The following is a 25,955-nucleotide window of genomic DNA, read 5'->3' on the forward strand; positions in this document are numbered from 1 at the left end:
CGGGGGAGCGCCTCAGCCCGCCCCGCCGGCCGCGTCGCTCACGTGGCACAGCAGCAGGCACACGTCGTCGTCGCGTTCGGAGTCGGACAGGAGGGGGTCGAGGATGCCGTCCGCGGCGGCGGCGAGGTCCGCTTCCAGGGCGCCGGTGCCGAAGGCGCCGAGGGACGCGGCGAGGCGGCCGATGCCGGGATCTATGCCGTGGGCGCGGCGCTCGACGAGACCGTCGGTGTAGAGGGCCAGCGTGGAGCCGGGGGAGAGGCGGACGGCGTGGTCGCGGATCTCCTGCCGCAGCGGGATGCCGAGCATGGCGCCCGGCTTGGCGTCGAGGACCTCGACACGGCCGTCGGGCAGGCGCAGCACCGGCGGCGGATGCCCCGCCGCCGCCCAGGTGAGAGTGGGGTCGTCCGGGCGGAAGCGGGCGATGACCGCGGTGGCGTACAGGTCGGGCTGCAGGTGGTGCAGGAACGTGTGCAGCCGGGTCAGCAGCTCCCCGGGACTGCCGCCGTCCACGGCGTAGGCGCGCAGCGCGGTGCGCAGCTGGCTCATCATGACGGCCGCGTGCAGCCCGTGCCCGGTGACGTCCCCGACGACGGTGATCAGGCTCCCGTCGGGCTGCCGGAAGGCGTCGTACCAGTCGCCGCCGATGTTCAGGCCGTGCGTGGCCGGCAGGTAGCGCGCGGCCAGCCGCAGCCCGGGCGTGGCCGGCAGGTCGGTGAGCAGGGCCCGCTGCAGCGTCTCGGCGATGTCCCGGTTGTGCTCGAACCGGCGGGCGTTGTCGATGGCGATGCTGGCCCGCCGGGTCAGCTCGATCAGCATGACCGCGTCGTCCGGGGCCCAGCGGTCACCGGGCGGCGACAGCGTCAGCACCCCCAGCGGCGCCCGCCGCGTGGACAGCGGGATGCACAGCAGGGGCCGGGCGGGGTCCAGCGCGGAGGGCGGGTGGTCGTCGACCCCGGGCAGGTTGCCGGGGTGGTCCGCGGCGTACTGCGGCCGTCCGGTGCGGGCCGCGACCACGGCGGCCGCCGGATGGGAACGCTGGTCGCCCGCCGCGCCGCCGTCCGCGCGGTGCGCGCCCGCGGGCGGCTCGGCCGGCGTCGCCGCTCCGGCGGTTCCAACGGTCCCGGTGCTCTGCGCGTCCCCCGCGCTCCCCGCGGATTTCGCGGTCTTCGCCGTCTTCGCGGTCTTCGCCGGCTTCTCGTCGTCGTTGTCGAACAGCCACACGTCGACGCTGCTCGCGTACCGGGGCACCAGCAGGTCCGGCAGCCGGCGCACGATCTCGTCGTGGTTGAGCGAGGCCGTCAGCACCGCGCTGGCGTCCGCGAGGAACGTCAGCCGGCGCCGGGCCTGCTCCGCCTCGGTGCGCGCCTTGCGCTCCGCGGCGAACGCCTCCCGCTGGGCCCGCCCGGCGGCGTCCAGCTCCGCGTGCAGCGCCAGCACGCCCTGGTTGGTCTGGTGCAGCTCCTCCCGGTGGAAGGCGACCAGCTCCTCCTGCTCGCGCAGCTTGTCCAGCGTCAGCGCCGTGTCCTCGTCGGCGCCCAGCAGTGCTTCCGCCAGCACCGCCGAGTCCTCCGGGACCTCGTCGCCGTCCGCGGCGGGCGGCGCCTCGGGGCAGGCGGCCGACACCCGCCACGGAGTCTCGCCGGCGGCACCGGTGTCGCGGGCCGGCGCCACCTCGATCCGCAGCCGGCCCTCCCCGCCGGCCGACGTGGGCGCCTGGAGCTCCAGCCGCCAGGTGCCGCCCTTGGTCAGGCACTGCCGCAGGTGGGCGCTGAGGGCGGTGGTCAGCCGGGTGCGTTCCAGCGGGGGCACGCCGTGGGCGGCGGCCAGGCGCGCGGCGGCGATGCGGGCCCGTGCCGCGTCGGTGACGGTGGTGATCTGCCAAGTGCGCATCATGGGCGGTCCGGCGGGTTCGGAGTCAGGACGGCCACCGTGGTGTCGTCCCTGACCGGGCGGGCGGAGCTGCTGGCGTCGCGTATCGTCACGGCGGCGACCACGGCGGGGTCGGCCGCCGTGGGACGGCCCGCGGGGGGCGGCGTCCAGCGGCTCGGCAGCCCGTCGCTGTGCAGGATGAGCAGCCTGTCGGCCGCCCACGGCACTTCCTCCTCGGCCACGGTCGCCGGCCGGTGCACACCGACGATGCCGGGCCGGGACAGCAGCGGCCGCCAGCCGTCCCCCTCGCGCAGCCGCGCCCCTATGTTGCCGATGCCCGCGAACCGCAGCACCCCGCCGCCCTCCCCGCCGCTCTCCCTGCCGTCCTCCTCCACCTGGGCGACGGCCACGGCGGCCCCGCGCGTGTCGCGCAGCGCCTCGTCCAGCCGGCGCAGCAGCTCGGCGGGCCGCAGGTGGGCGAAGCGGTGCACGGCCCGGACCGCCGCGCCGGAGGCGCGGGCCGCGGCCGGCCCGTGCCCGAGGCCGTCGGCCAGCATCAGCGTCAGCCGTTCCCCGGCGCGCACCCACGCCCAGGCGTCACCGGAGTACTCGGCCCCGGCGAAGGGCACGTTCACCCCGCCGGCCCGCACCCCGGCCGCCGGCGGCACCCCGGACACCGCGCGCCGCCGGACCGGGACGCCGATCCGGGCCAGGGCCACCGTGCCCCGGCCCGGGACGCTGTCCAGGTGGAAGTCGTCCGCGACGCGCCGGCAGGTGCCCAGGCCGGCGCCGAGCGAGTGCGTCGTGGAGAACCCGTCGCGCAGCGCGGCGGGGAGGTCGGCGATGCCGGGGCCGTGGTCCACCGCGGCGATCTGCACCATCCGGGCCCGGTCGGCCTCCGGGTCGCCGGCCTGGCCGGGCGGCACCGGCGGCGGCACCACGTCGATGAGGACCTGGCCGCCCTCGGCGTGCTTGAGCAGGTTGGTGGCCAGTTCCGTCGCCACCAGGGCGGCCGTCGCGGTGCGCGGTTCGTCCAGCCCGGCGAGCGCGGCGGCGTCCTCCACCGCGACCCGGGCGTCGCGCACCCGGGTCGAGTCGTGCACCGGAACGTCCCACACCCGGGGCATCACATCTCCTCACGCGGATGCGGCGGCCGGAGGGCCCACGAGACCACCGTGACCGTGGTGCCCGCCCCGGGCCTGCTGTCGATGGCGAACTCGTGCACCAGGCGCCGCGCGCCGCCCAGGCCCAGGCCCAGCCCGTCACCGGTGGTGTAGCCGTCGCTGAGGGTCCGGTCCACGTCGGGGATGCCCGGACCCCGGTCCGAGAAGGCCAGCCGGAGCCCCTGCAGGTGCCCGCGGGTCACCCGCGCCGACTCCATCTGCCCGCCCCCGCCGTGCACCAGGGTGTTGCGGGCCAGTTCGCTGGCCGCGGTGACCAGCTTGGTCCGGTCCACCAGGCCGAAGCCCAGCCGGGCGGCGGCCTGGCGCACGTGCTGGCGCACCCACATCAGGTCCATGTCGGACCGGATCGGCAGGCAGGCCTCCACGCCCTCGGCCGTCCGCATCACGCACTCCCCGGGCGCGTGCCGCCGGGGCGGGGGTCCGGGCCCGGCCGGGCGAGGAGCTGCATGGCCTCCTCCGTGCTGAGAGCGGTGCGCAGACCCGGCAGGGTCAGTCCCAGCTCCACCAGGGTGATGGCGACCGCGGGCCGCATGCCCGCCACCACGGTCCGCGCCGCCAGCAGCCGGGCCTGGGCGGCGATCTCGGCCAGGACGCGTCCGAGGAAGGAGTCGACGACCTCGACCCCGGAGATGTCGATGACCACGCCCGTCGCGCGGGTGCGGGCGATGGTCTCGCCGATGTCCTGCTGCAGCTGCTCCGCCGTGCTGTCGTGCAGGTCGCCCTGGAGCGTGACCAGCAGTACGTCACCGAGCCGCAGCACCGGCACGTGCCCCTTGCCGAGGTGGGGGAACTCGTCGGTCACCGGGGCTCGGCACCCCGTGGCGCGGCGTTCACGATGCCGGCGCCCAGCCGGCCCAGGGCGTACCCGAGGGCGTCGGCGAGGCCGGCCCGCGTGACCACGGTGCCCAGGTCCAGGCCGAGGTGCACGATGGTCTGGGCGATGGCCGGGCGGATGCCCGAGACGATGCACTCGGCGCCCATCAGGCGGGCGGCCTGCACCGTCTTCATCAAGTGCTGGGCGACCAGCGAGTCCACGGTCGGCACCCCGGTGATGTCCAGGATCGCGAACCGGGCCTGCTCGGTGACGACGGCCTCCAGCAGGGTCTCCATCACGACCTGGCTGCGGGCGCTGTCCAGCGTCCCGATCAGCGGCACCGCCACGATGCCGTCCCACAGGCGGATGACCGGCGTGGCGACCTCCAGCATCTGCAGCCGCTGCCGGTCCAGCATCGCCTCGCCCTCGTTCAGGGCGGTCTCCATCACGACCAGCCGCAGGGTACCCATGAGCGCCGTCAGGGCGTTGGTGCACTCCCGCACGAAGCCGGCCGGGGCGTCGTCGGGGAAGTCGGCGACGAGCAGGTCCACCGCGGGCGGCCGCAACGCGTCGACCTCGACGGAGATCTGAGCCGGCGTCAGTCCCGCGCGGGCGCGGGCGGCACCCATGCGCCCCAACTGCTCGCGCACGGTGGTGAACCCGGCGGCCGCGGGGTTCTCCGGGCGTCCGGTGCCGGCCACTTCGGCCAGCGCCTCCACCACGGCCCTGCCCGCCTCCACCGCCTCGTCGCGCGAGACGGTGAACACGGCACGGAACAGGGACTCGTCGGCCCAGCGCTGGGCGATCTGCTCACGGCGGCGGCGCAGGAAGTCCCGGACCTCCCACGTCGGCGATCCGTGCTGTCCTTCCGCTTCGTGCTCCGGCACCTGCTGTACTCCTCGTCCGCGTTTCATCCGCGTTGCACCGCCGCTGACTTGCTGAAGACAACGAGACGGCGATGTGACCCTTGCCGGGCGACAACTGTAACCACGGCCCGACGGCGAACGACACCTGGTCCGCCGCATGCGATCCGGTTGAGCGCAAAGGCGGTTGACGGACGAGGTGACAGATGTTCGAAGAGAAAACCGCTGTTCGGCCCGGCGGTGGCCGATGCGTCACCCGGGGTCGGCACGCGGACCCCGCGCGGCGGCGTCACGGGACCTCGCGGCGCCCCCGCCCCGCCGTCCACGGCGGGGTGGTGGGGCCGCGGCGGCACCCCGGCCCGGTGCCGGGCGGGCCGCTCAGCGCTCCTGCTCCGCGTCGGCCTCCTCCGTCTCCTCCGCCGGCGCCGCCGCGTCGGACCGCGGCTGCCGCGGGCCGTGGTCTATGAGGGCCAGCGCGTCCTCGACGCTCGGCGAGACCGGGACCGTGATGCTCACGCCGGTGAGGTCCAGGACCCGTCGTACGGCCGGGGCCGGGGCGATGACGTGGACGCTGCCGGGCAGGTCCCGCACCTCCTGGTAGATCCGCAGAATGATGTTCATGCCGGACGAGTCCATGAACGGGACGCCCGACAGGTCGAGCAGGAAGTGCCGTCGGCCGTGGTGGAGCTGGTTGGCCAGATGGGCCTGGAACTCCGTGGCCGTGTCGACGTCCAGGTAGCCCTGGACCGTGATCAGGGCGACATCCTCGCGGGGCAGGGTGACCTCGACGGACAACGGGTTCTGGGCGATGGGCACGAGTACCTCCAACGAGAGCGGACGGCCAGGGCTGGTTACCCCGTCCGGCGCCGTCGACGCACCCCTCTTCCCGGCCGTCTGCCGGTGGTGCGCACGTCCGGCGCCGGCACGCGGTGCTGCGGCCGGGCCGCGGGCGACGAGGCGCGTTTCTCGCTGTGGGGCTTCTCACACAGCCCGCATCACCTGCGGATCCCGGCTGTCACCGCGCACCCGCGCCTACCCCCGAACGGCCGCACCATGCACGCCGGCGCACCGCCGCCCGCGGCAGGGCGGGGCGGAACGCCCGCGCGTCCCGTCCCGCCCCGCTGCCCGCCCGTCCGGGACCCGTGCCCGTCAAGGGTGCCCGCCCGTCCGGACCCCGTGCCCGTCAAGGTGTTCCGACCCCGTGCCCGTCGTCAGGGCAGCGGGGTGCCGCCGGTGGCGTTCAGGATCTCCGCCGTGATGAAACTCGCCCGCTGCGAGGCGAGGAAGACATACGCCGGCGCCATCTCGGCCGGCTGCGCCGGGCGCCCGAGCGGCGCCTGCTTGCCGAAGTTCTGAGTGTCCGGCAGCGTCGCCGGGATCAGCGGCGTCCACACCGGGCCCGGGGCGACGGCGTTCACCCGGATCCCGTCCTCGGCGAGCATCTGCGCCAGCCCCTGGGTGAAGGTGACGATGGCGCCCTTGGTGGTGGCGTAGTCCAGCAGGTGCGGGCTGGGCTTGTACGCCTGCACGGACGTGGTGTTGATGATCGATGAGCCGGGCCGCAGGTGCGGCAGGGCGAACTTGCACAGCCAGAACATGCCGTACAGGTTGGTGCGCATCACCCGGTCGAACTGCTCGGTCGTGATCGCGCCGATGCCCTCCGGCTGGGACATCTGGTAGGCCGCGTTGTTCACCAGCACGTCGATGCGGCCGAACGCGTCCACGGCACGCTCCACGAGGGAGCGGCACTGCTCCTCCTCGCGCACGTCGCACACCACGGGCACGGCCATGCGGCCGGCCTCCTGAACCAGCCGGGCGGTCTCCTGCGCCTCCTTCTCCTCCTCCGGGAGGTGGGTGAGGAGCACGTCGGCGCCCTCGCGCGCGAACGCGATCGCCACCGCCCGCCCGATCCCGGAGTCCCCGCCGGTGATCACCGTCCTGCGGTCGGTCAGCAGCCCGCTGCCCACGTAGGAGTCCTCCCCGTGGTCCGGCGGCGGGTCCATGGGGCCCGTCCACCCGGGGTGCTCCTGGTCCTGCTGCGGGAAGTCCGGGCGGGGATGACGCCGGGTCGGGTCCTGCTGCTCGTGGGCGTCGGTCATGGGGGCACCTCCGCGGGACGGTCGTTTTCTGCGGGCACGCCCCAAGTGCCCCGGGGCGCGCCGCGCACACCCGCCGGCCCGCCCCGGCCCGGCTATCCCACCCGGATGCCGACGATGCAGGTGTCGTCGTCCGTGTCCGACCTGCTGTACGTCAGCAGGCGGTCCAGTTGCTGGTCCAGGCTGCTGGAGGTGGTGCGGGCCGCGGTGAGCAGGTGGGTGAGGGCCTCCTCCACGGACCGGTCCCGGCGCTCCACCAGGCCGTCGGTGTACATCAGCAGGGTGTCCTCGGCGGCCAGCTGCACCTCGGCCTCCTCGTACTCCGCCTCCGGCACCGCGCCGAGCAGCATGCCCTTCACCAGCGGCAGCGGCGCGGCCTGCGTGTCGCGGATCAGCACCGGCGGCAGGTGCCCGGCCCGCGCCCAGCGCAGGACGCGCCGCGCCGGGTCGTACAGCCCGCACACCGCGGTGGCGGTGACCGCGCCGTTGAGGTGGTGCGCCACGATGTTCAGCCAGGACAGCAGCTGCCCGGGGCCCGCGCCGGTCACCGCCAGGCCGCGCAGCGCGTTGCGCAGCACGACCATGCTGGTCGCGGCCTCGATGCCGTGCCCGGCGACGTCGCCCACGCACAGCAGCACCAGGTCGTTGGGCAGCACCACGGCGTCGTACCAGTCGCCGCCCACCAGCTGCTCGGTCTCCGCCGGCCGGTAGCGCACCGCCACCTGCAGCCCCTCCACCTCCAGCGGCGCCTGGGTCGGCGGCATGATCGCGTGCTGCAGCTGCAGCGCCAGCCGGTTGCGCTCGCTGGCCTGCTGCTCGGTGTGGGCGAGCTGGTCGCGGGTGGCGGCCAGCGCCACCTCCGTCCAGTGCTGGGCGGAGATGTCCTGGTAGGCGCCGCGCACCACGAACAGCCGGCCGTCGGTGTCCAGCACCGGCTCGGCCACCACCCGCAGGTGCCGGGTGACCCCGTCGGGCCGCTGCAGCCGGAACGCCGCCGAGGCGGGCCGCCGGTGGTGCAGCAGGGTGCGCAGGAAGCGGCGGATGATGACGGCGTCGTCGGGATGGGTGTGCGCGGGCAGCTCCTCCAGCGGCACCGGCGGCGCGGTCTCGGCGCGGCCGTACAGGGCGAACAGCTGGCCGTTCCAGGTGATCTCGCCGGTGAGCAGGTTCTCCTCGAAGCCGCCGATGCGGCCCAGCCGCTGGGCGTGCTGCAGCAGGCTCGCCAGGCGCGCCGTCTCGTCCTCGATGCGCCAGATCAGCAGCACGCAGGTGCCGTGCCGGCTGATGCTGATGTCCGCGACCGCCGACAGCGGCACCTGGTCGACCAGCGCCGTCAGGTGCATGCGCTCGGCGCGGAACGGCTCCCCGGTGGCGTAGACCCGCTCGATCCGCTGGAACAGCTCGCTCTCCCCGGCGGTCATCGGGTACGTCTCCAGCAGCAGCGAGCCGTTGATCATCGCGCGCGGCCGGCCGGCCGGGTCGAGGAAGCGGCTGTTGACGTGCTGGATGCGGAAGTCGGCCAGCCGCCCGGAGTCGTCCAGGTGCGGCACCAGCACCAGCGCCGGGTCGTGCAGCCCGTCCGCCAGGTCGGTCAGCTCGGCCACGTCCGGCACCACGCGCGGCTGCGCGGCGTCGTCGTCCCGGCACAGCGCGTACGTCTCCAGGGTGTGCGCGCACAGCTCGGCCAGCGCCTCCACCTGCCGCACGACCTGCGGCGGCTGCGGCTCGAGCGGCTCGGGCCAGGCGATCTCCAGCACGCCGTGGATACGGCCGCCGGTACCGGCCGGGACCGCGACCCGGCCGCCGTCGGGGTACCGGTGGCGGCCGACGGTCGGCAGCCCGGTCCCGGCGAGCGAGGTGATCCACTGCCCGTCGCGCTCGGTCAGCCCGCGGCGCGCCACCGTCGCCACGTCCGGCGGCACGTACCGCCAGCGCGCCGCCTCCGACGGGTCGAAGCCGGCACTGCCCGCCAGGGTGAGCGACCCGTCGGAGCCGGCGGACCAGATGGCCACGGCCACCGCGCCGAGCGGCCGCAGCGCGTGCTGCAGCAGCGAGTCGGCGACGGCCTGCGTGTCGGGCGCGGCCAGCGCGCCGCTCTCGGCCGCGCGCAGCCGTACCGCGGCGGAGCCGCCGTCGGCCGGGCCGCCCCGCCGGGCGCCGGCCGCCGCGGTGGCCGCGAGGAAGGCGTCCGTCACCTCCGACATGCGGTCCCGCGCGGCCTGGTTGATGACGTCGACCGCGAACTCCAGCGGGGTCGTCCTGGCCTGCTCGGCCAGCTCCGTGAGCTGCCGCGCCGCCTGCGCCGGGCCGCAGCCCAGCCGCTCGACCAGGATGCCCTTGGCGAGCTCGATCAGCGCGCGCCCCTCGGCCTCCGCGTGCGCCGCGCGCACCTCGCGCCGCAGCCGTTCCACCGTCGCGGCCAGTCTGCCCACGGGCGACGTGGACGCGCCGGCCGCCGCCCCGGCGGCCGGTACGGCCGGGGCGGCCGGGTGCGCGGTGGGAGGTACGGCCGGGGCGGCCGGGTGCGCGGCGGGGGGACCGGCGTCGCCGGTCCTCGGGGACGGCGGGCCGGCCGCGGGGGCGGCGGCCGGGGGAGTGGCGGCCGCCGGGGGAGTGGCGGTCCCCGGGTGCGGCTCGGGACCGGCCGTGTCGGGCGGCTGCTCGGATGTGCTCACGATGCGAAGGCTCCTCGGCTGGACGGCCCGGTGGCGCCGGGTGGGCGGTGCGGGGCGTGGCCCGTCCCGCGGGCGTGCGGGACGGGCGCCGGCGCGCTCACGCGGACAGCCAGCGCCGGACGCAGGAGATGAGGTCGTGGGTGTCCACGGGCTTGGTGACGTAGTCGCTGGCTCCCGACGCCAGCGACTTCTCCCGGTCGCCCGGCATCGCCTTGGCGGTGACGGCGATGATCGGCAGGTCGGCGTACTGCGGCATCCGGCGGATCTCCGCCGTGGCCGTGTACCCGTCCATCTCCGGCATCATCACGTCCATCAGCACCAGGGCGACGTCCGGGTTCTCCAGCAGCGTGTCGATGCCCTTGCGGCCGTTCTCCGCGTGCAGCACCCGGAAGCCGTGCAGTTCCAGGATGCCGCTGAGCGCGAAGAGGTTGCGCGCGTCGTCGTCCACGACCAGCACGGTGCGGCCGGCCAGGGACTCGTCCACCGGCTGCGGCACCGGACGCTGGGTGTCGTCGGTGCGCACCAGGGACAGCACCTCGCCGGGTTCCTCGGCCGCCAGGTGCAGGGCGATGCGCTCGCGCAGCTCATCCAGGCTGGAGAGGAACTCCACCGCCGCCCCGGCGCCGGAGTCGAGCACCTCCTCCCGCGCCGTGTCCGGCCGGTGCCCGCTGTGCACCAGCACCGGCACCCCCGCCGAGGCGGAGTCGCCCTGCAGCGCCCGCAGGAACCGGGTGGCCTCGCCGTCCGCCATGTCGAGGTCGACGACCACGCAGTGGCACGGCTCGGCCGCCAGGGCGCCGGCCGCCTCCTGGGCCCCGACGGCGGTGATGACGTCGACCTCCGGCTGCGGCGTGTCGTCACGGACGTGCCGGGCCAGGTCCGCCACCACGCTCTCCGCGACCAGCGTCAGCAGGCCGCGAGGGCGCTCCTCCACCACGAGCAGGCGGCGCGGGCGCTGCCCGCCCGGCCCGGAGGCGGGCCGCTGCTCGTCCCGCTCGTCCCGTTCGCCCTGCGCGGCCTCCCCGGCGGCCTGCGGCGGAGCCGACGACGGCTCGGCCGGCTCCGCGCCGCGCCGCTCCAGGACGCGGCCCCCGCCGATCATCTCGGCGAAGTCGGGCCGGGCCACCGGCAGGTACAGCGTGAAGGTGCTGCCCACACCCGGTGTCGAGTCCACGGTGACGGCGCCGCCCAGCAGGTGGGCGATCTCCCGGGTGATGGACAGGCCGAGGCCGGTGCCGCCGTACTTGCGGCTGGTGGTGCCGTCGGCCTGCTGGAAGGCCCCGAAGATCGTCTCCAGGTGCTGCTCGGGGATGCCGATGCCGGTGTCCTTCACCCGGAACGCCACCACCGCGCCGCCGCGCACCACGCCCTGCGGCACCTCCTCGTCCGCGGCGGGCTCGATGCGCAGCTCGACGCCGCCCTGCTCGGTGAACTTCACCGCGTTGGACAGCAGGTTGCGCAGGATCTGCCGCAGCCGCGAGTCGTCGGTGAGCAGGTCGGCGGGCGCGCCGGCGACCGTGGTGACGGTGAAGTCCAGGCCCTTCTGCGTCGTCATCGGCCGGAAGGTGGCCTCGACGTAGTCGATGAGCTGCTTGAGCGGCACCCGCTCCGGCGAGACGTCCATCTTGCCCGCCTCGACCTTCGACAGGTCGAGGATGTCGTTGATGAGCTGCAGCAGGTCCGAGCCGGCCGAGTGGATGATCTGCGCGTACTCGACCTGCTTGGGGGTGAGGTTGCGGGAGGGGTTCTGCGCCAGCAGCTGGGCGAGGATGAGCAGGCTGTTGAGCGGGGTGCGCAGCTCGTGGCTCATGTTGGCCAGGAACTCCGACTTGTACTTCGAGGCCAGCGCCAACTGTTGGGCGCGCGCCTCCAGTTCCTGCCGCGCCTGCTCGATCTGCAGGTTCTTCGCCTCGATGTCCCGGTTCTGCGCCGCCAGCAGCGTCGCCTTCTCCTCCAGCTCGGCGTTGGAGCGCTGCAGTTCCTCCTGCTGCGCCTGCAACTCGGCGCTGCGGGCCTGCAGTTCGGCCGTCAGCCGCTGTGACTCGCCGAGCAGCTCGTCGGTGCGGGCGTTGGCGACGATGGTGTTGACGTTGACGCCGATGGTCTCCTTCAGCTGCTCCAGGAAGTCCCGGTGAATCGGCGTGAACGGGGTGACCGAGGCCAGTTCGATCACGCCGAGGACCTGGTCCTCGAAGAGGATCGGCAGCAGCAGCAGCGAACCGGGCACCGCCCGGCCGAGCCCGGAGGAGATGGTGACGTAGTCCGGCGGCAGCTGCTCCACCGTGATGGTGCGGCGGCTGCGCGCGGCCTGCCCGACCAGCGAGCGGCCGAAGGGGATGCGGGTGGGCCGGGTGTCGTCGTCGGGGTAGCCGTAGGAGCCGACCAGGCGCAGCTCGGGCCCGTCGTCGCCGTCCTCGGCGAGGTAGAACGCGCCGTACTGGGCGGAGACCAGCGGGGTCAGCTCGTCCATGATCAGCTCGGCGACGACCGGCAGGTCGCGGTGGCCCTGCATCAGGCTGGAGATCCGCGCCAGGTTGGTCTTGAGCCAGTCCTGCTCCTGGTTGGCCCGCGTGGTCTCGCGCAGGGACTCCACCATGGAGTTGATGTTGTCCTTGAGCTCGGCGACCTCGCCGGATGCCTCCACGGTGATCGACCGGGTCAGGTCGCCCTCGGCGACGGCGCTGGCGACCTCGGCGATGGCGCGCACCTGCCGGGTGAGGTTCCCGGCGAGCTCGTTGACGTTCTCCGTCAGCCGCTTCCAGGTGCCGGAGACGCCCTCCACCTCGGCCTGGCCGCCCAGGCGGCCCTCGGTGCCGACTTCGCGGGCGACGCGGGTGACCTCGTCGGCGAAGGCGGAGAGCTGGTCGACCATCGTGTTGATGGTCGTCTTCAGCTCCAGGATCTCGCCGCGCGCGTCGACGTCGATCTTCTTCGACAGGTCGCCCTTGGCCACCGCCGTCGTCACCAGCGCGATGTTGCGGACCTGGCCGGTGAGGTTGTTGGCCATCGAGTTGACGTTGTCGGTGAGGTCCTTCCAGGTGCCGGCCACGTTCGGCACGTGCGCCTGGCCGCCGAGGCGGCCTTCGGTGCCGACTTCGCGGGCGACGCGGGTGACCTCGTCGGCGAACGCGGACAGCGTGTCCACCATCGTGTTGATCACGTCGGCGAGCGCCGCGACCTCGCCCTTGGCCTCGACGGTGATCTTCTGCGACAGGTCGCCGCGCGCCACCGCGGTGGCGACCTGGGCGATGGAGCGCACCTGACTGGTCAGGTTCGACGCCATCACGTTGACGTTGTCGGTGAGGTCCTTCCAGGTGCCGGACACCCCGCGCACGTGGGCCTGGCCGCCGAGGCGGCCCTCGGTGCCGACTTCGCGGGCGACGCGGGTGACCTCGTCGGCGAAGGCGGAGAGCTGGTCGACCATCGTGTTGATGGTGTTCTTCAGTTCGAGGATCTCGCCGCGGGCGTCGACGGTGATCTTCTGGGAGAGGTCGCCCTTGGCCACCGCGGTCGCCACCTGGGCGACGTTGCGGACCTGGCTGGTCAGGTTGCCCGCCATGAAGTTCACCGAGTCGGTCAGGTCCCGCCAGGTGCCCTTGACGCCCTTGACGTCCGCCTGGCCGCCGAGGCGGCCCTCGGTGCCGACTTCGCGGGCGACGCGGGTGACCTCGTCGGCGAAGGCGGAGAGCTGGTCGACCATCGTGTTGATGGTGTTCTTCAGCTCGAGGATCTCGCCGCGCGCGTCGACGGTGATCTTCTGAGAGAGGTCGCCCTTGGCCACCGCCGTCGTCACCTGGGCGACGTTGCGGACCTGCGCGGTCAGGTTGCCCGCCATCAGGTTCACCGAGTCGGTCAGATCCCGCCACACGCCGGCCACGCCGGGCACCTGCGCCTGACCCCCCAGGCGGCCCTCGCTGCCGACTTCGCGGGCGACGCGGGTGACCTCGTCGGCGAAGGCGGAGAGCTGGTCGACCATCGTGTTGACGGTCTCCTTCAGCTGCAGGATCTCGCCCCGCGCGGGCACGTCGATCTTCTGGGAGAGGTCGCCCTTGGCCACCGCCGTCGCCACCTGCGCGATGTCCCGCACCTGTGTGGTGAGGTTGCCGGCCATCGCGTTGACCGAGTCGGTCAGGTCGGCCCAGGTGCCCGACACCCCCGGTACCACCGCCTGGCCGCCCAGCGTGCCCTCCGTGCCCACCTCGCGCGCCACGCGCGTGACCTCGGAGGTGAAGACCGACAGCTGGTCGACCATGCCGTTGAACACGGTGGCGATGTCGCCCATGAGGCCGTCCGCGTCCTCTGGCAGCCGTGTGCCGAAGTCGCCGTCCCGCACGGCCGTCAGGCCGGCCAGGAGCTGCCTGAGCTCCTGGTTGCCCGGCACCGCGTCGGCGACCTCGCTCGTGTCGCTGGTCATGCGTACCCTCGTCCCGCTCCCCAGGAGTCCTCGCGACATGGACGGCGAAGACTCGAAACTCCGCCGGGCCGCTGCCTGACCTCGGCTTGTCGTGCTCGCATCTTTGCAGTTCACGGACCTGCGCGATGAGAAAATACGCCGCAGGCTAACCCACGCACCACGCCGCGGACAAAGCGTCCCTCCACCGTGCGGCCGCCGCGCATCCGCGCGGTGCGAACTGCGTATGAGAAGACACGACCCAGGGTATCCGGAGGGGTTGCGCACGGCCTTCCGCGGTCCGTGCGCGGCCCTGTGCACCCCGCTGCACCCCGCGCGCGGGCGTACGCGGTCCCGCCGAGCCAGTCGCGCAGGTGCCTGGCCGGCTCTGCCCCGTGCGCGGGCGTACGCGGTTCCCGCATCCGCCGGTTCTCGCCTTGGCGTGCGGCGCCCCCGGCCCGCACACTGGCGTCCGAAGGACCCCGGCCCCGGGACACCGCGATGACCACGTTGCAGCCGCCGCCGTTCCGCCTCACCGTCGACACCGGTACCGCGTCCGCCGTCGTACGCGTCACCGGCGCCCTCGCCTACGGCACCCACGACCAGCTCGTCCGCACGGTCACGGCGCTGCTCCTGCGCGGCCGGGCCGCCCGGCACCCCGTGACCGAGCTGCGGCTGGACTTCTCCGGCCTGCGCGACATCGACTCCTTTGGCCTGTCCGCGCTGCTGCTGGTCCGGCGCCGCGCCGACGAGGCGGGCGTCGCCCTCCGCCTCGACGCGCGCCCCGCGGTCATGGACCGCCTGCTGGAGATGACGGGCACGCTGGAGTACCTCACCGCCTCCCGGTAGCCCGGGCCCGTCGGACCCCGTCCGGTGGCGGGGCGGCGACCGGGGTCCGACGGGCCTGCCCCGGTGTGTCCGGAACGCGCGCCCGCTCCCGAATGCGGCTGCCGCGGCAGGGTAGTTGCTGCTGTGGAGCCGGGCGGACGCCCACCGTGCCGCCGCGGCCGATGACCGTCGCGATCGGGGACAGACCCGGGGAGGTAAGGAGGAGCGTGGCCATCGACAGAATCTGGTCGTACGCACCGCAGGTCGCGGCTGCCGCGGAGCGGGACCTGACGGGGTACACCGTCGTCGCCGCCGACGGGACCATGGGGCACGTCGACCGGCAGGCCGACCACTTCGGGATGCGGCACCTGGTGGTCGACACGGGGGTGTGGGTCTTCGGGCGGAGCGTCCTGGTGCCGGCCGGCGTGGTGACCGGCATAGACCACGAGGCGCAGAGGATCACGGTGTCCTGCACCAGGGGCGAGGTGAAGGCGGCGCCCCGCTTCCGGATCGACAGCGAGACCATGGACCCCGCCTACCTGACCAGCGTGGGCGACTACTACCACCATCTGCCGCCGCACGAGGCGACGACGGCCTGACCCGCCCGGCCCCGCCCACCGCCCCGTGCCCGGGCGGCGGGCGAGACCGGGCGGCGCCGTCTTCCCACCCCGCGCGTTTTCGCCGGTCGCGCGCGGGGACCCGCCACCCGTGGCGGCGTACGGCGCGGAGCAGCGGGTGCGGCTGCCCGCGGTGCGGACCGGCTGGGTGACGCAGACGTTCGTCCACTGGCCCTTCCCGCCGGAGGCGGTGCGGGCCCTGCTGCCCGCGGAACTGGCCGTGGACGAGTACGGGGGAACCGTCTGGGTGGGGCTCACGCCCTTCGTCATGGCGGACGTGCGCCCGCCCGGCGTCCCCGCCGCGCTGCCCGGCCTCCCGACGTTCGCGGAGACCAACCTGCGGACCTACGTCCGGCACCGTGACGGGCGCGACGGGCTCTGGTTCCTGTCCATCGAGGTCGCCTTCCTGCCGATGCCGGCGGCCCGCGTCATCGGCGCGCCGTACCACCCGGGCACCCTCGGCGTCTCCACGGACGGGGACACCGTCTCGTACGCCGGCGCGAGGGGGAGCGGTGACGCCTCCTACCGCCTGGTCGTCCGCCGCGGCGACCCGATCGAGCCGGCGGAGCGCGACGTGTGGCTCGTCTCGCGCCGGCGGGCGTACACGCGCCGGCTCGGGATGCTCTGGGAGACGCCCGTCGACCACGAGCCGTGGCCGCCGGCCGGCGCCGCCGTCGAGGTGCTGGAGGAGACGCTGACCGCCGCGGCGGGCCTGCCCGCCCCGCTCGGCGAACCCGTGGCGCACTTCTCGGAAGGAGTCCGGCACGTACGGCTGGGACTCCCCAGGCCCTGCGGCCGGGCCCGCCGGGCGGTGGAGGGCGGATGAAGCGGATGAGGCGGGCGAGAAGGGCGAGCGGATGAGCGGGCCGCCCGGTGAAGCGGATGAGGCGGGCGAGAAGGGCGAGCGGATGAGCGGGCCGCCCGGCGCGGCCGCCCGCCGCGCCGGGCGGTTGCGCTTCGAAGGCTGGATCGCCGGTACGGGCACCTCCTCCGGGACGCGCATCGTGCTCGGGCACTGGCAGCGGTCCCCGTTCGGGCCGTTCAGCGACGTGATGATCGAGCGGGCCGGCGGGGAGCGGCTGCTGCTGGCGCCCACGCGGGAGACGGCGGACTTCGTCAGCGGCACCTACGTGTTCGACGTGGTGCGCCTGGTCCCGGTCGACGTGCGGATCACCGGCGACACCTGGACCGTCGCCGCGGGCCCCCTGGAGCTGCGCTTCACCACCGGCCGGCGCCGCCTGCTGGGCTGGCTGCTGCGCGCCGTTCCCGGTGCGCTCGCCCGCCGTCCGGCGTGGAGCGCGCTGACGGACCGGCCCGCCCGCCTGCTGCTGCCCGGTGTGCGCACCCGCGGCAGCGCCGGCGCGGGCCGCCGCGAGTGGTACGGCGCCCGGGACCTGCGGTCGATCCGCTCGGTGTCGGCGGCCTTCGAGGGCACCGATCTGGGTGGGCCGGCGCCGGTCGAACCGCCCGTGCGCTTCGGGTTCGGTTCGGTGCCGAGGCGGCCCGCCGTCACCCGGGTCACGACGACGGTGGCGCTCGGCGCGGCCTGAGGGCGCCCGGCCGGCGGCAGGCGCGGCCGGGCGCCGGCGCAGAAACCGACGGAAGGGGGCGGCCGGGGCCGGCGCGGCGCGCCGGGTTCATCGGGGCGGGGAGTTCACCAGGGCAGGAAGACGTGTATGTCCTTGCCTTGCTCGTGGGTGACCACGCTGACCTGGTCGCACAGCGTGTGGATCAGGTGCCAGCCGATGCCGCCGCCACCCCGGCTGGGGTGGAACGGCCGCGGGGCCGGCGGCGTGGTGCTGGTGTCGCGCAGCGTGACGTGCACGCCGTCGAAGGTACGGCGCAGCCGCAGCTCGAACGGTCCGGGCGCGTACTGCACCGCGTTGGCGGCCAGCTCGGTGACCACCAGCAGAATGTCGTCCCAGTGCTCCGGAGCCGCCGGAGGTGAGGAGCGCGCGAGGTCACGGAGGAAGTCCTCCGCGGCGAGGCGCGCGTCCGTCACGTTGTGCAGAGCACCCGCGAAACGGGCGGTGCGGCTCGGAATCTCCTCGGAAGTCAGGGTGTCGTCCCAACGCGGTTCGGCTGCCATGTCGCCTTCCCCGGCCCGGCGTCAGCTGGGCGTTGTCCTTTCTTTCCCTTGCGCGTTCCCTCTGGTCGGTCTGCGGTGTCCTCAGGGTTTAGTTCCCGAGGGCGCACAGCCTACGCTTCCGGACCCGGAGGGACGCCTCCCGCCGGGTCGCTCACCGAGGGACGCGCCACCGATGGTGAAGGGTTCCGCGTGGCGGCCGGTGGAAACACCCGTCGGCGCGTGCGTTTTGGACTCCGCACAGGTTTCTCACGTCCCGGGCTCCATGTCCCGGGCTCAGCCGAAGGCGGTCCAGGCCGTCCCGCCGTGCACCGCCAGCAGCGCCGCCAGGACGACCAGGTCCGCCACGCCGAGCACGAGGCCCAGCACGGCCCGGAAGCGGCGGGGCGTGCCGCGGCGCAGCGCGGTGAGGGCCAGCGCGATCGCCACCGGGCCCAGCACGAGGTTCAGCACCACCAGGCCGACCAGTCCGAGTACGAAGGAGGCCACGGCCATGCCCTCGGTGTCCCGTCGTCCGGTGCGCTCCCGCGGGGGTGCCGTCAGTCGCATCGCTCACGCCCTCCCCGCTCGACCGCGTCGGCGCCGCTCACGCGCGGTGAACACCGCCAGCCACACCACCACGGCGGCGGCGAGGACCAGGGTCACCGGCCATGGCAGATAGGCGGCCGAGCCGAGCACCACGGCCAGCAGAAGGAGTGCGGCCACCAGGAAGAGCACCGGTCACCTCCCCGATCCGGGCGTGCGCGACGAGTACGGCGTGCGCGGCATACGCGGTACGCGCGGCATATGCGGCACATACGGCGTACGCGGCACATACGGCGTACGCGGCGTACGGGAAAGCAGAGTTCGACGTTTCTCGACCATGCGGCAACTGGTTTCCCGAAGTCCGCGAGATCACGCCTGCGCGAAGCACCCGGATGCCCCCAACTCGCCGCAACGGACGGGGAATCGGCCGGCCCCGCACGGTGCTGCGGCCCTGTCGCCGGAGGAACCCGGCGACAGGGCCGCAGCGGCCGGGTTCACCGGAAGACGTCGTCGGAGTCGTCCCAGGCGGCGTCGTCCGGCACCGGGCGGCGCGGAACGCGGCCGCGCGCCCGGTACATCGCGTCGATCTCGGCGGCGTAGCGCTCCACGATGGCGTCCCGGCGCAGCTTCATCGACGGTGTCAGCAGGCCGCTGGCGACGTCGAACGGCTCCGGCAGGATCCGGAAGACGCGGATGGACTCCGCCCGGGACACGGTGCTGTTGGCGGCCGCCACGGCCCGCGCGATCTCCTCCCGCAGCGCGTTCTCCTCCCGGGCCTCCCGGCCCGGCGCGTCCCCCGGCAGCGCCAGCGCCGCCCGCCAGTGCGCCACGAACTGCGGGTCCAGGGTGATCAGTGCCCCGACGCACGGCCGGTTGTCGCCCACCACCACGGCCTGGTGGACCAGCGGGTGCATGCGCAGCCGCTGCTCCAGCGGGGCGGGCGCCACGCTCGTGCCGCCGCTGGTGATGATGACGTCCTTCTTGCGCCCGGTGATCGTCAGGTAGCCCTCGGTGTCCAGCCGCCCGAGGTCGCCGGTGGCCAGCCAGCCCCCACGCAGCGCGGCCCGGGTGGCGGCCTCGTCGCCCACGTAGCCCTGGAACACGGACGGGCCGCGCACCAGGATCTCCCCGTCGTCGGCCACCCGGATCTCGGTGCCCGGCAGGGCCTTGCCGACGGTGCCGGACTTCTCCCGGCCCAGCGGCTGCATGGTGATGCCGCCGGCGGTCTCGGTCAGCCCGTAGCCGTCGTGGACGAACACGCCGATGCCCTCGTAGAACAGGGCGAGGTCGCGGTTGAGGGGGGAGCCGCCGGACGTGCCGCGCACGACACGGCCGCCGAGCACCGCGCGCAGCCGGCGGTAGACCGTCCGCTCGTACAGGGCGTGCTGCAGCCGCAGGTCCAGGCCCGGCCCCGGGCCCCGGCCCAGCCGGCGCCGCTCCTCGGCCGCGGCGAAGTCCCGCGCCACCTGGGCCGCCTTCTCGAACAGCGTGCCGCGGCCCGCCTGCTGGGAGGTGCGCAGGAACGTCTTGTAGATCTTCTCGTAGACGGACGGGACGGCGTAGAGGTACGTAGGTTTAAAGCTGCGCAGCGCCGACGCCAGCGCCGCCTCGCTCATGTCCGGCTCGTGGCCCAGCAGGAACCGGCCGCGGATGCACAGGCCCTGGATCATCAGGCCGTAGACGTGGGAGAACGGCAGGAAGGCCAGCACCGACGGCTGCTCTCCCGGCGGTGCGGCGGTGTGCCCCCAGCCCGCCAGCAGCACGTCGCACGGCGCGGCCAGGGCGCGGTGGCTGAGCGCGCAGCCCAGCGGGCGGCCCGAGGTGCCGGAGGTGTAGGCGATCACCGCCGTCGCGTCCGGGCCGACGATCCGGCGCAGCGAGTCCACCGTGGCCGGCGACACGGCCGTGCCCTGGTCCATCAGCCGCTGCAGCGCCCCGTCGTCGATCTGCCACACGTGCCGCAGCAGCGGCAGTGCCGCGCACACCGAGCCGACGGTCATGATGCCCTGCTCGTCCTCGACGACCACGCCCACGCAGCCGGCGTCGCGCAGGATCCACTCCACCTGGTCGCGGGAGGACGCCGGGTGCACCGGCACCACCTCCGCGCCCACCGCCCACAGCGCGTGGCTGAGGACCGTCCACTCGTACCGGGTGCGCGCCATGATCGCCACGCGGTGGCCGGGCGCGATCCCGGCCGCCACGAACCCCTTGGCCGCGCCGGCCACCTCGTCGCGCAGCTGCGCCGCGGTCACCGGCTCCCACACCGGGGAGCCGGGATCGGGGCGCCGGGCGACCACCGGCAGGCCGGGGTGCGTCTCGGCGTTGCCGAAGACGCTGTCGGCGAGCCCGCCCGTCAGGGGCGGGGCGGCTGGTGGAGCGAGGGCGAAGTCGCGCATGCGCTGGCTCCTGGTGTGTACGGGCTGTGACGCCGCCGGTGAGTACCGTCGTCGACGGTGCTCGAATGTAGCCCAGGTGCAGGCGGTCGGTGACCGGAACGGCGAACTCGCCCGTCCCCTGATGATCTCGGCCGGTTCGGGGGACCCGGCCGGTATGACGCAGCACGTGAATCCCGATCCCGAACCCGAACGCAGCACCGGACTGGAACCCGGCGGGGGCGTCCCGCCCGGCGAGACCCCGCCCGCGGAGAGCAGCATGCCCGAGGCGGGGCCCCGTGAGACGCACAATCCGCCCAAGGGCTGGGCGAAGGCGCCGCTGACGCTGATCCTGCTCCTGGTGGCGGTGGTCGCGGCCTTCTTCCTGGTGTACGCCCTCGTCCTGCTGCTGTGAGCGGCCGGCCCGGCGCCTGCCGTGAGCGGGGCCGGACCGGCGCCGGACGTCACCGCCGGGTGTCACCGCTGGACGTCACCGCTGGACGTCACCGCCGGGCGTCACCGCCGGGCGTCACCGCCGGGCGTCACCGCTGGGTGCGGCGCACGCACTCCGCGACGACGTCCCGCAGGCTGCCGGTCTCCTCCAGCAGCTCCCGCTGCACCCGGGCGCCGTTGCCGTCCCGCAGCAGCGCGGCCATCGCCTCGCGGGCGTGCTCCAGGTCGCCGTGGTCGGCGAGCGCGTCCGCCACGTGGTCCAGCAGGCCGTGCAGCACCCGGTCGGCCGGCATGCGCCGCATGGTCGTCGGGTGCAGCAGCTCCCCGGTGATCCCGCAGCGGGCGGCCTGCCAGGCGGCCAGCCGCAGCAGGCTGACGCTGTGGTCGGCCGGCTCGGCGCCCGCGCGCCACTCCCGGGCGGCGGTCTCCACCAGGCCGCGGGCCAGCGTCGCGACGAGCACGGCGGTGTCGGCGTTCAGGCACACGTCGGCGACGCGGAGCTCCACCGTGGGGTAGCGCGGGGACAGGCGCGCGTCGAAGTACACCATGGCCTCGTCGAGGATGACGCCGGTGGCCACCATGTCCGCCACGCGCCGGTGGTAGCGCTCCGGCGAGCCGAACAGCTCCGTCGGCCCGGCCGAGGGCCAGCGGCCCCAGACCCGGCTGCGGTAGCTGGCGTAGCCGGAGTCACGGCCCTGCCAGAAGGGCGAGTTGGCGCTGATCGCGGTGAGCACCGGCAGCCACGGCCGGATGCGGTCGACGACGGCGACGCCCTCCTCGTCGGACTCCACGGCCACGTGCACGTGGCAGCCGAGCACCATCTGCTCCCGGGTGGCGATGCCGTACTGCTGCTCCATCCACTGGTAGCGCCGGTTCATCGCGACCGAGGGGCTCACCGGCAGCGGGGAGGAGGCCAGGGCCGCCACCGCGCAGCCGATGTCCCCGGCGTGCCGGGCCGCCTCCTTGCGGCAGCGCGCGATCTCCGCGCCGAGCGCCGCCATGTCCGCCTGCGGATGCGTGGCGAACTCCACCATCTGGCGGTAGAGCTCCTTTTCGAAGACGTCCTGCTCCGGGTCCTCCAGAGAGGCGTGGGCGAGCACCGCGGCGGACAACGCCTTGGGTTCGCCGCTCTCGGGGTCCACCAGGAGAAGCTCCTCCTCCACTCCGACGGTGCGCACGGGGTGCCGCCTTTCTGTCCGGATGCCCGCCGCGCGGGGCATCGCCGAGGTCGTACGACCCCGGTTGCCCCCTCGGAGGCGTTCGGACACCTGGTGGCTCCGGGACGTCCGCGCCGGCCGGGCGGCCGGCGTCCTCACACGGCCGGCGTCAGCCAGACGGTGGCCAGCGGCGGCAGCGTGATCCGCACATGCCCGTCCTCCGGCTTCACCGGGGCGGGGTTGATCACGTCGCTGCCGCCGTAGCGGGCCGCGTCGGTGTTGAGGACCTCGGTCCAGCCGGGCACCTCCTCGGGCACCCACAGCGGGTGGTCGTGCCGGACGACGGGGGAGAAGTTCGACACCGCCAGCAGCGGGCGGCCCTCGGCGTCGAAGCGCAGGAAGGCGAGGACGTTGTCGTCGGCGGCGTCCACCGCCACCCACCGGAAGCCCTCGGGGCCGGTGTCGCGCTGCCACAGCGCGGGCGTGGCCCGGTAGACGGTGTTGAGGTCGCGCACCAGGTCGCGCACGCCCCGGTGGTCGCCCGCCGAGTGGTAGTCGTCCTCCAGCAGCCACCACTCCGGCCCGTGTCTCTCCGACCACTCCGCGCCCTGCGCGAACTCCTGCCCCATGAACAGCAGCTGCTTGCCGGGGTGTGCCCACATGAAGCCGAGGTAGGCGCGCAGGTTGGCGCGGCGCTGCCACCAGTCGCCGGGCATCTTCGACACCAGCGAGCCCTTGCCGTGCACGACCTCGTCGTGGGAGATGGGCAGCACGTAGTTCTCGCTGTAGGCGTACACCATCGAGAAGGTCATCTCGTGGTGGTGGTACTTGCGGTGGATGGGCTCGTGGCTCATGTACTGCAGCGAGTCGTGCATCCAGCCCATGTTCCACTTCAGCCCGAACCCCAGCCCGCCGCGGTCCGTCGGCCGGGTCACCCCGTCCCACGCCGTGGACTCCTCCGCGATGGTCACCACGCCGGGGCAGCGCCGGTACACGGTCGCGTTCATCTCCTGCAGGAACGCCACCGCCGCCAGATCCTCCCGGCCGCCGTGCGCGTTGGGCTCCCACTGGCCGTCCTCGCGCGAGTAGTCCAGGTAGAGCATGGAGGCGACGGCGTCCACGCGCAGCCCGTCGATGTGGAACTCCTCGCACCAGTACACGGCGTTGGCGACGAGGAAGTTGCGCACCTCGGTGCGGGCGAAGTCGAACTCGTACGTCCCCCAGTCCGGGTGCTCCGCGCGCCCGTCGTTGCCGGGCTCGTACAGCGGGTCCCCGTCGAACCGGGCCAGTGCCCAGTCGTCCTTCGGGAAGTGCGCCGGCACCCAGTCCATGATCACGCCGATTCCGGCGCGGTGGCAGGAGTCGACGAAGTACCGGAAGTCGTCCGGCGTGCCCAGCCGCGCGGTGGGCGCGTAGTACGACGTGACCTGGTAGCCCCAGGAGGGCCCGAAGGGGTGCTCGGCGACCGGCATCAGCTCCACGTGCGTGAAGCCCAGGTCCCGGACGTAGGCGGGCAGCTCCTCGGCGAGCTGACGGTACGTCAGACCCGGCCGCCAGGACGGCAGGTGGACCTCGTACACGGAGAACGGCGCCTCGTGCACCGGGACCTCGCCGCGCCGCGCCATCCACTCCCCGTCGCCCCACTCGTGGCGGGAGACGGTCACCACCGACGCGGTCGCGGGCGGCCGTTCCGCCTGCCGTGCCATCGGGTCGGCCTTGAGGAAGCGGTGGCCGTGGCGGGAGGTGATCTCGAACTTGTACCGGGTGCCCTCGCCGATGCCCGGCAGGAACAGCTCCCACACGCCCGAGGCGCCCATCGACCGCATCGGGAACGCCGTGCCGTCCCAGTGGCAGAAGTCGCCCGCCACCCGCACGCCGCGCGCGTTGGGCGCCCACACCGTGAACCGGGTGCCGGCCACGCCCTGGTGGGTCATGGGCTCGGCGCCCAGCGCCTTCCAGAGCTGCTCGTGCCGGCCCTCCCGGATCAGGTGCAGGTCCAGCTCGCCGATCGCGGGCAGGAAGCGGTACGGGTCGTGGGTCTCGTACTCGTCCTGCCCGTACCGCACCACCAGCGTGTAGTCGGGGATCCGCGCCGACGGCAGTACGGCGGAGAAGAGCCCGTCGCCCTCCGACACCAGCGGTGTGCGCTCGCCGTCCACGACGACGCTCACCGCGTCGGCGAACGGGCGCAGCGCCCGCACCGCGATCCCGCCCCGGACCGGGTGGGCGCCGAGCAGGGCGTGCGGGTCGTGGTGGGCGCCCGCCAGCAGGCGCTCCCGGTCGGCCGCGTCCAGCGGCGGGGCGGCCCCGGAGTGCGCGGCGCCGGGCGCGGCGGGATGGGGAGGCTCGGGGAGCGAGGTGTCGGACAGGGCCACGGGTCAGTCTCCTCTCACGGCGAGGCGCTCGATCGCCGCCATCGGCACGGGCAGCCAGTCGGGTCGGTGCCGGGCCTCGTACAGCACCTCGTACACGGCCCTGTCGGTCTCATAGGCGCGCAGCAGCGCGTGCTTCTTGCGCGGGTCCCAGCCGGCCCGGGCCGCGTACCCCGCGCAGTACGCCTCCCGGCAGCGCCGCGCCCACTCCGGGCGCCACGGGCGGCGCTGGCGGGCGGCGTAGTCGAAGGAGCGCAGCATGCCCGCGATGTCCCGCACCGGGGACTGGGCGCTGCGGCGTTCGGCCAGCGGGCGGGACGGCTCGCCCTCGAAGTCGATGACGAACCACTCGCGTCCGGCCCGCAGCACCTGGCCGAGGTGCAGGTCGCCGTGGATGCGCTGGGCGGGCGGCCCGGCGTCGCAGGTGGCCAGGGCGGCGAACGCGGTGCGCAGACCGGCGGCGAACGGGCGCAGCGCCGGCACGCTGTGCGCGGCGGCCTCCAGCCGCTCGGCCATCGCCGTCGCCGTGTGCGCGGTCTCGGCGTGCGCCGCGGTGGGGAAGGCCTCGGCGAGCGCCAGGTGCACCTCGGCCGTGGCCCGGCCCAGCGCGTGCGCCTGCGCGGTGAAGTCGTCGCCGGTGGCCAGCGCGCGCAGCGCCAGCGTCCAGCCGTCGGAGGCGTCGGGCAGGAACGGCTGCAGCAGGCCCAGCGTCGCCGCCGGGCGGCGCCGGGTGCCGAACCACGCCACGGGCGCGGGGACGCGGGTGCAGCCCTGCTCGGCCAGGGCCCGCGACACCTCCAGGTCCGGGTTGACGCCGGGCTGGATGCGGCGGAACACCTTCAGGATGAACGCGTCGCCGTACACCAGTGAGGAGTTGGACTGCTCCGCGTCCAGCAGTCGCGGCACCAGGCCCGCCGGGACGTCCGCGGCCGGGTCCGTCTCGAACCGCAGGGGGCCCGCCGTGCCCGGGTGGCGCAGCCGTTCCAGCAGCAGTTGCGCGGAGCGCGGGTCGTGCAGCGCGTCGTAGACGGCGAGGCCGGCCAGCGGGCCGTCCTGGGCGCGGCCGATGAGCGCCCGGTTCAGGCGCGGCGAGAGGTGCTCGCGCACCCCGAGCAGCAGCTGGTAGCAGTCGGCCGGCGGGGGAGTGCCGGCGGGGGCGGGCACCCCCGCGTGCACGGTGGGGGTGCCGGCGTGACCGGCGTGCACCAGCAGGTGCAGGCACCCAGGGAACAGCTCCGTCAGGGACAGCAGCCTGAGGTCGGTGACCGGACCGCGGTCCTTCCCGGCGAACCAGCGCTGGCGCGGCAGCCAGGCGCGCAGCAGGGGCCCGAGCGAGGCCAGCGGCCCGGCGAGGTCCGCGCTGCTCGGGTGGAGGGGGGGTGCGGTCTTCGGCATGGTCACGCCTCCTTTCGTCGGCCCCCGCGGTCAGACGCGCCGGCCGATCCGGGATGCGACTCGGGTGAGCCGGAACCAGTAGAAGCCGTGTCCCGCGAGGGTCAGCAGGTAGGGCAGTTCACCGATGGCCGGGAAGCGCACGCCGCCGATCAGTTCGACGGGGTGGCGCCCGCTGTAGGCCCGCAGGTCGAGTTCGGTGGGCTGGGCGAAGCGGGAGAAGTTGTTGACGCACAGGACGAGGTCGTCCTCGTATTCGCGC

The 25,955-nt window shown here is 74.4% G+C and carries 22 protein-coding genes; 5 read left to right on the plus strand and 17 right to left on the minus strand.

The features are described 5' to 3' along the window. Positions 1–12 precede the first annotated feature (12 nt). The 9 genes from IE225_RS33280 to IE225_RS19475 form a co-directional block, all read right to left on the minus strand. Positions 13–1,893, minus strand: a complete 1,881-nt coding sequence (locus IE225_RS33280) for a PP2C family protein-serine/threonine phosphatase (RefSeq protein ID WP_229879721.1) — start codon at positions 1,891–1,893, stop codon at positions 13–15. Further along, a complete protein-coding gene (locus tag IE225_RS19440) occupies positions 1,890–2,996 on the minus strand; it encodes an ATP-binding SpoIIE family protein phosphatase (protein WP_190058829.1) in 1,107 nt (368 codons plus the stop codon). Before IE225_RS19440 ends, IE225_RS33280 begins: the two co-directional genes overlap by 4 nt. Then, positions 2,996–3,436 carry an anti-sigma regulatory factor gene (locus IE225_RS19445; protein ID WP_190058830.1) on the minus strand — a complete coding sequence of 147 codons (441 nt, stop codon included), beginning with the start codon at positions 3,434–3,436 and terminating at the stop codon, positions 2,996–2,998. The genes IE225_RS19440 and IE225_RS19445 overlap by 1 nt, the downstream gene beginning before the upstream one ends. Then, positions 3,436–3,855 carry an STAS domain-containing protein gene (locus IE225_RS19450; RefSeq protein WP_190058831.1) on the minus strand — a complete coding sequence of 140 codons (420 nt, stop codon included), beginning with the start codon at positions 3,853–3,855 and terminating at the stop codon, positions 3,436–3,438. Before IE225_RS19450 ends, IE225_RS19445 begins: the two co-directional genes overlap by 1 nt. After that, on the minus strand, positions 3,852–4,754 hold the full coding sequence (locus IE225_RS19455) for an STAS domain-containing protein (protein ID WP_190058832.1): 903 nt from the start codon (positions 4,752–4,754) through the stop codon (positions 3,852–3,854). Before IE225_RS19455 ends, IE225_RS19450 begins: the two co-directional genes overlap by 4 nt. Positions 4,755–5,108: 354 nt before the next feature. Continuing rightward, complete coding sequence (locus tag IE225_RS19460) at positions 5,109–5,546, minus strand: STAS domain-containing protein (RefSeq protein WP_190058833.1); 438 nt, start codon at positions 5,544–5,546, stop codon at positions 5,109–5,111. Between the two features lie 395 nt (positions 5,547–5,941). After that, positions 5,942–6,829 carry an SDR family oxidoreductase gene (locus IE225_RS19465; protein ID WP_190058834.1) on the minus strand — a complete coding sequence of 296 codons (888 nt, stop codon included), beginning with the start codon at positions 6,827–6,829 and terminating at the stop codon, positions 5,942–5,944. Positions 6,830–6,921: 92 nt separating this feature from the next. Further along, positions 6,922–9,501, minus strand: a complete 2,580-nt coding sequence (locus tag IE225_RS19470) for a SpoIIE family protein phosphatase (RefSeq protein WP_229879727.1) — start codon at positions 9,499–9,501, stop codon at positions 6,922–6,924. Between the two features lie 97 nt (positions 9,502–9,598). Then, positions 9,599–13,915, minus strand: coding sequence for a HAMP domain-containing protein (locus tag IE225_RS19475; RefSeq protein WP_190058835.1), 4,317 nt, complete (start codon positions 13,913–13,915; stop codon positions 9,599–9,601). Positions 13,916–14,392: 477 nt separating this feature from the next. Here IE225_RS19475 and IE225_RS19480 point away from each other — a divergent pair, with 477 nt between their 5' ends. From IE225_RS19480 to IE225_RS19495, 4 genes are all read left to right on the plus strand, one after another. Beyond that, positions 14,393–14,740, plus strand: coding sequence for an STAS domain-containing protein (locus IE225_RS19480; protein WP_190058836.1), 348 nt, complete (start codon positions 14,393–14,395; stop codon positions 14,738–14,740). A 206-nt stretch (positions 14,741–14,946) separates the two neighbouring features. Further along, positions 14,947–15,318 carry a PRC-barrel domain containing protein gene (locus IE225_RS19485; protein ID WP_190058837.1) on the plus strand — a complete coding sequence of 124 codons (372 nt, stop codon included), beginning with the start codon at positions 14,947–14,949 and terminating at the stop codon, positions 15,316–15,318. A gap of 109 nt (positions 15,319–15,427) precedes the next feature. After that, positions 15,428–16,162: a YqjF family protein gene (locus IE225_RS19490; protein WP_229879728.1), complete on the plus strand. Its 735-nt coding sequence runs from the start codon at positions 15,428–15,430 to the stop codon at positions 16,160–16,162. Positions 16,163–16,244: 82 nt separating this feature from the next. After that, on the plus strand, positions 16,245–16,886 hold the full coding sequence (locus tag IE225_RS19495; RefSeq protein ID WP_190058862.1) for a hypothetical protein: 642 nt from the start codon (positions 16,245–16,247) through the stop codon (positions 16,884–16,886). Between the two features lie 104 nt (positions 16,887–16,990). On the opposite strand, the gene IE225_RS19500 is transcribed toward IE225_RS19495, so the two are convergent. From IE225_RS19500 to IE225_RS19515, 4 genes are all read right to left on the minus strand, one after another. Next, positions 16,991–17,425 (minus strand): ATP-binding protein, encoded by a 435-nt coding sequence (locus tag IE225_RS19500; protein ID WP_190058838.1) that lies wholly within the window; start codon positions 17,423–17,425, stop codon positions 16,991–16,993. A 273-nt stretch (positions 17,426–17,698) separates the two neighbouring features. Beyond that, positions 17,699–17,971, minus strand: a complete 273-nt coding sequence (locus IE225_RS19505; RefSeq protein ID WP_190058839.1) for a DUF4190 domain-containing protein — start codon at positions 17,969–17,971, stop codon at positions 17,699–17,701. A gap of 3 nt (positions 17,972–17,974) precedes the next feature. Next, positions 17,975–18,139 (minus strand): hypothetical protein, encoded by a 165-nt coding sequence (locus tag IE225_RS19510; protein ID WP_190058840.1) that lies wholly within the window; start codon positions 18,137–18,139, stop codon positions 17,975–17,977. A gap of 302 nt (positions 18,140–18,441) precedes the next feature. Further along, complete coding sequence (locus IE225_RS19515; protein WP_190058841.1) at positions 18,442–20,343, minus strand: AMP-dependent synthetase/ligase; 1,902 nt, start codon at positions 20,341–20,343, stop codon at positions 18,442–18,444. A 154-nt stretch (positions 20,344–20,497) separates the two neighbouring features. Here IE225_RS19515 and IE225_RS19520 point away from each other — a divergent pair, with 154 nt between their 5' ends. Next, complete coding sequence (locus tag IE225_RS19520; protein ID WP_190058842.1) at positions 20,498–20,734, plus strand: DUF6480 family protein; 237 nt, start codon at positions 20,498–20,500, stop codon at positions 20,732–20,734. Positions 20,735–20,861: 127 nt separating this feature from the next. Here the strand turns inward: IE225_RS19520 and IE225_RS19525 are convergent, their stop codons facing one another. The 4 genes from IE225_RS19525 to IE225_RS19540 all read right to left on the minus strand — a co-directional run. Next, positions 20,862–21,950: a glutamate--cysteine ligase 2 gene (locus IE225_RS19525; RefSeq protein WP_190058843.1), complete on the minus strand. Its 1,089-nt coding sequence runs from the start codon at positions 21,948–21,950 to the stop codon at positions 20,862–20,864. 134 nt (positions 21,951–22,084) lie between these two features. Next, complete coding sequence (glgB, locus tag IE225_RS19530) at positions 22,085–24,304, minus strand: 1,4-alpha-glucan branching enzyme (RefSeq protein WP_190058844.1); 2,220 nt, start codon at positions 24,302–24,304, stop codon at positions 22,085–22,087. A gap of 3 nt (positions 24,305–24,307) precedes the next feature. Next, positions 24,308–25,696 carry a maltokinase N-terminal cap-like domain-containing protein gene (locus tag IE225_RS19535; RefSeq protein WP_190058845.1) on the minus strand — a complete coding sequence of 463 codons (1,389 nt, stop codon included), beginning with the start codon at positions 25,694–25,696 and terminating at the stop codon, positions 24,308–24,310. Between the two features lie 30 nt (positions 25,697–25,726). Further along, positions 25,727–25,955: alpha-glucosidase C-terminal domain-containing protein (locus tag IE225_RS19540; RefSeq protein WP_190058846.1), on the minus strand; the 229-nt coding region annotated here is incomplete at its 5' end.

Origin of the sequence: Streptomyces echinoruber, from assembly GCF_014651135.1 — a bacterium.
GTDB lineage: Bacteria > Actinomycetota > Actinomycetes > Streptomycetales > Streptomycetaceae > Streptomyces > Streptomyces echinoruber.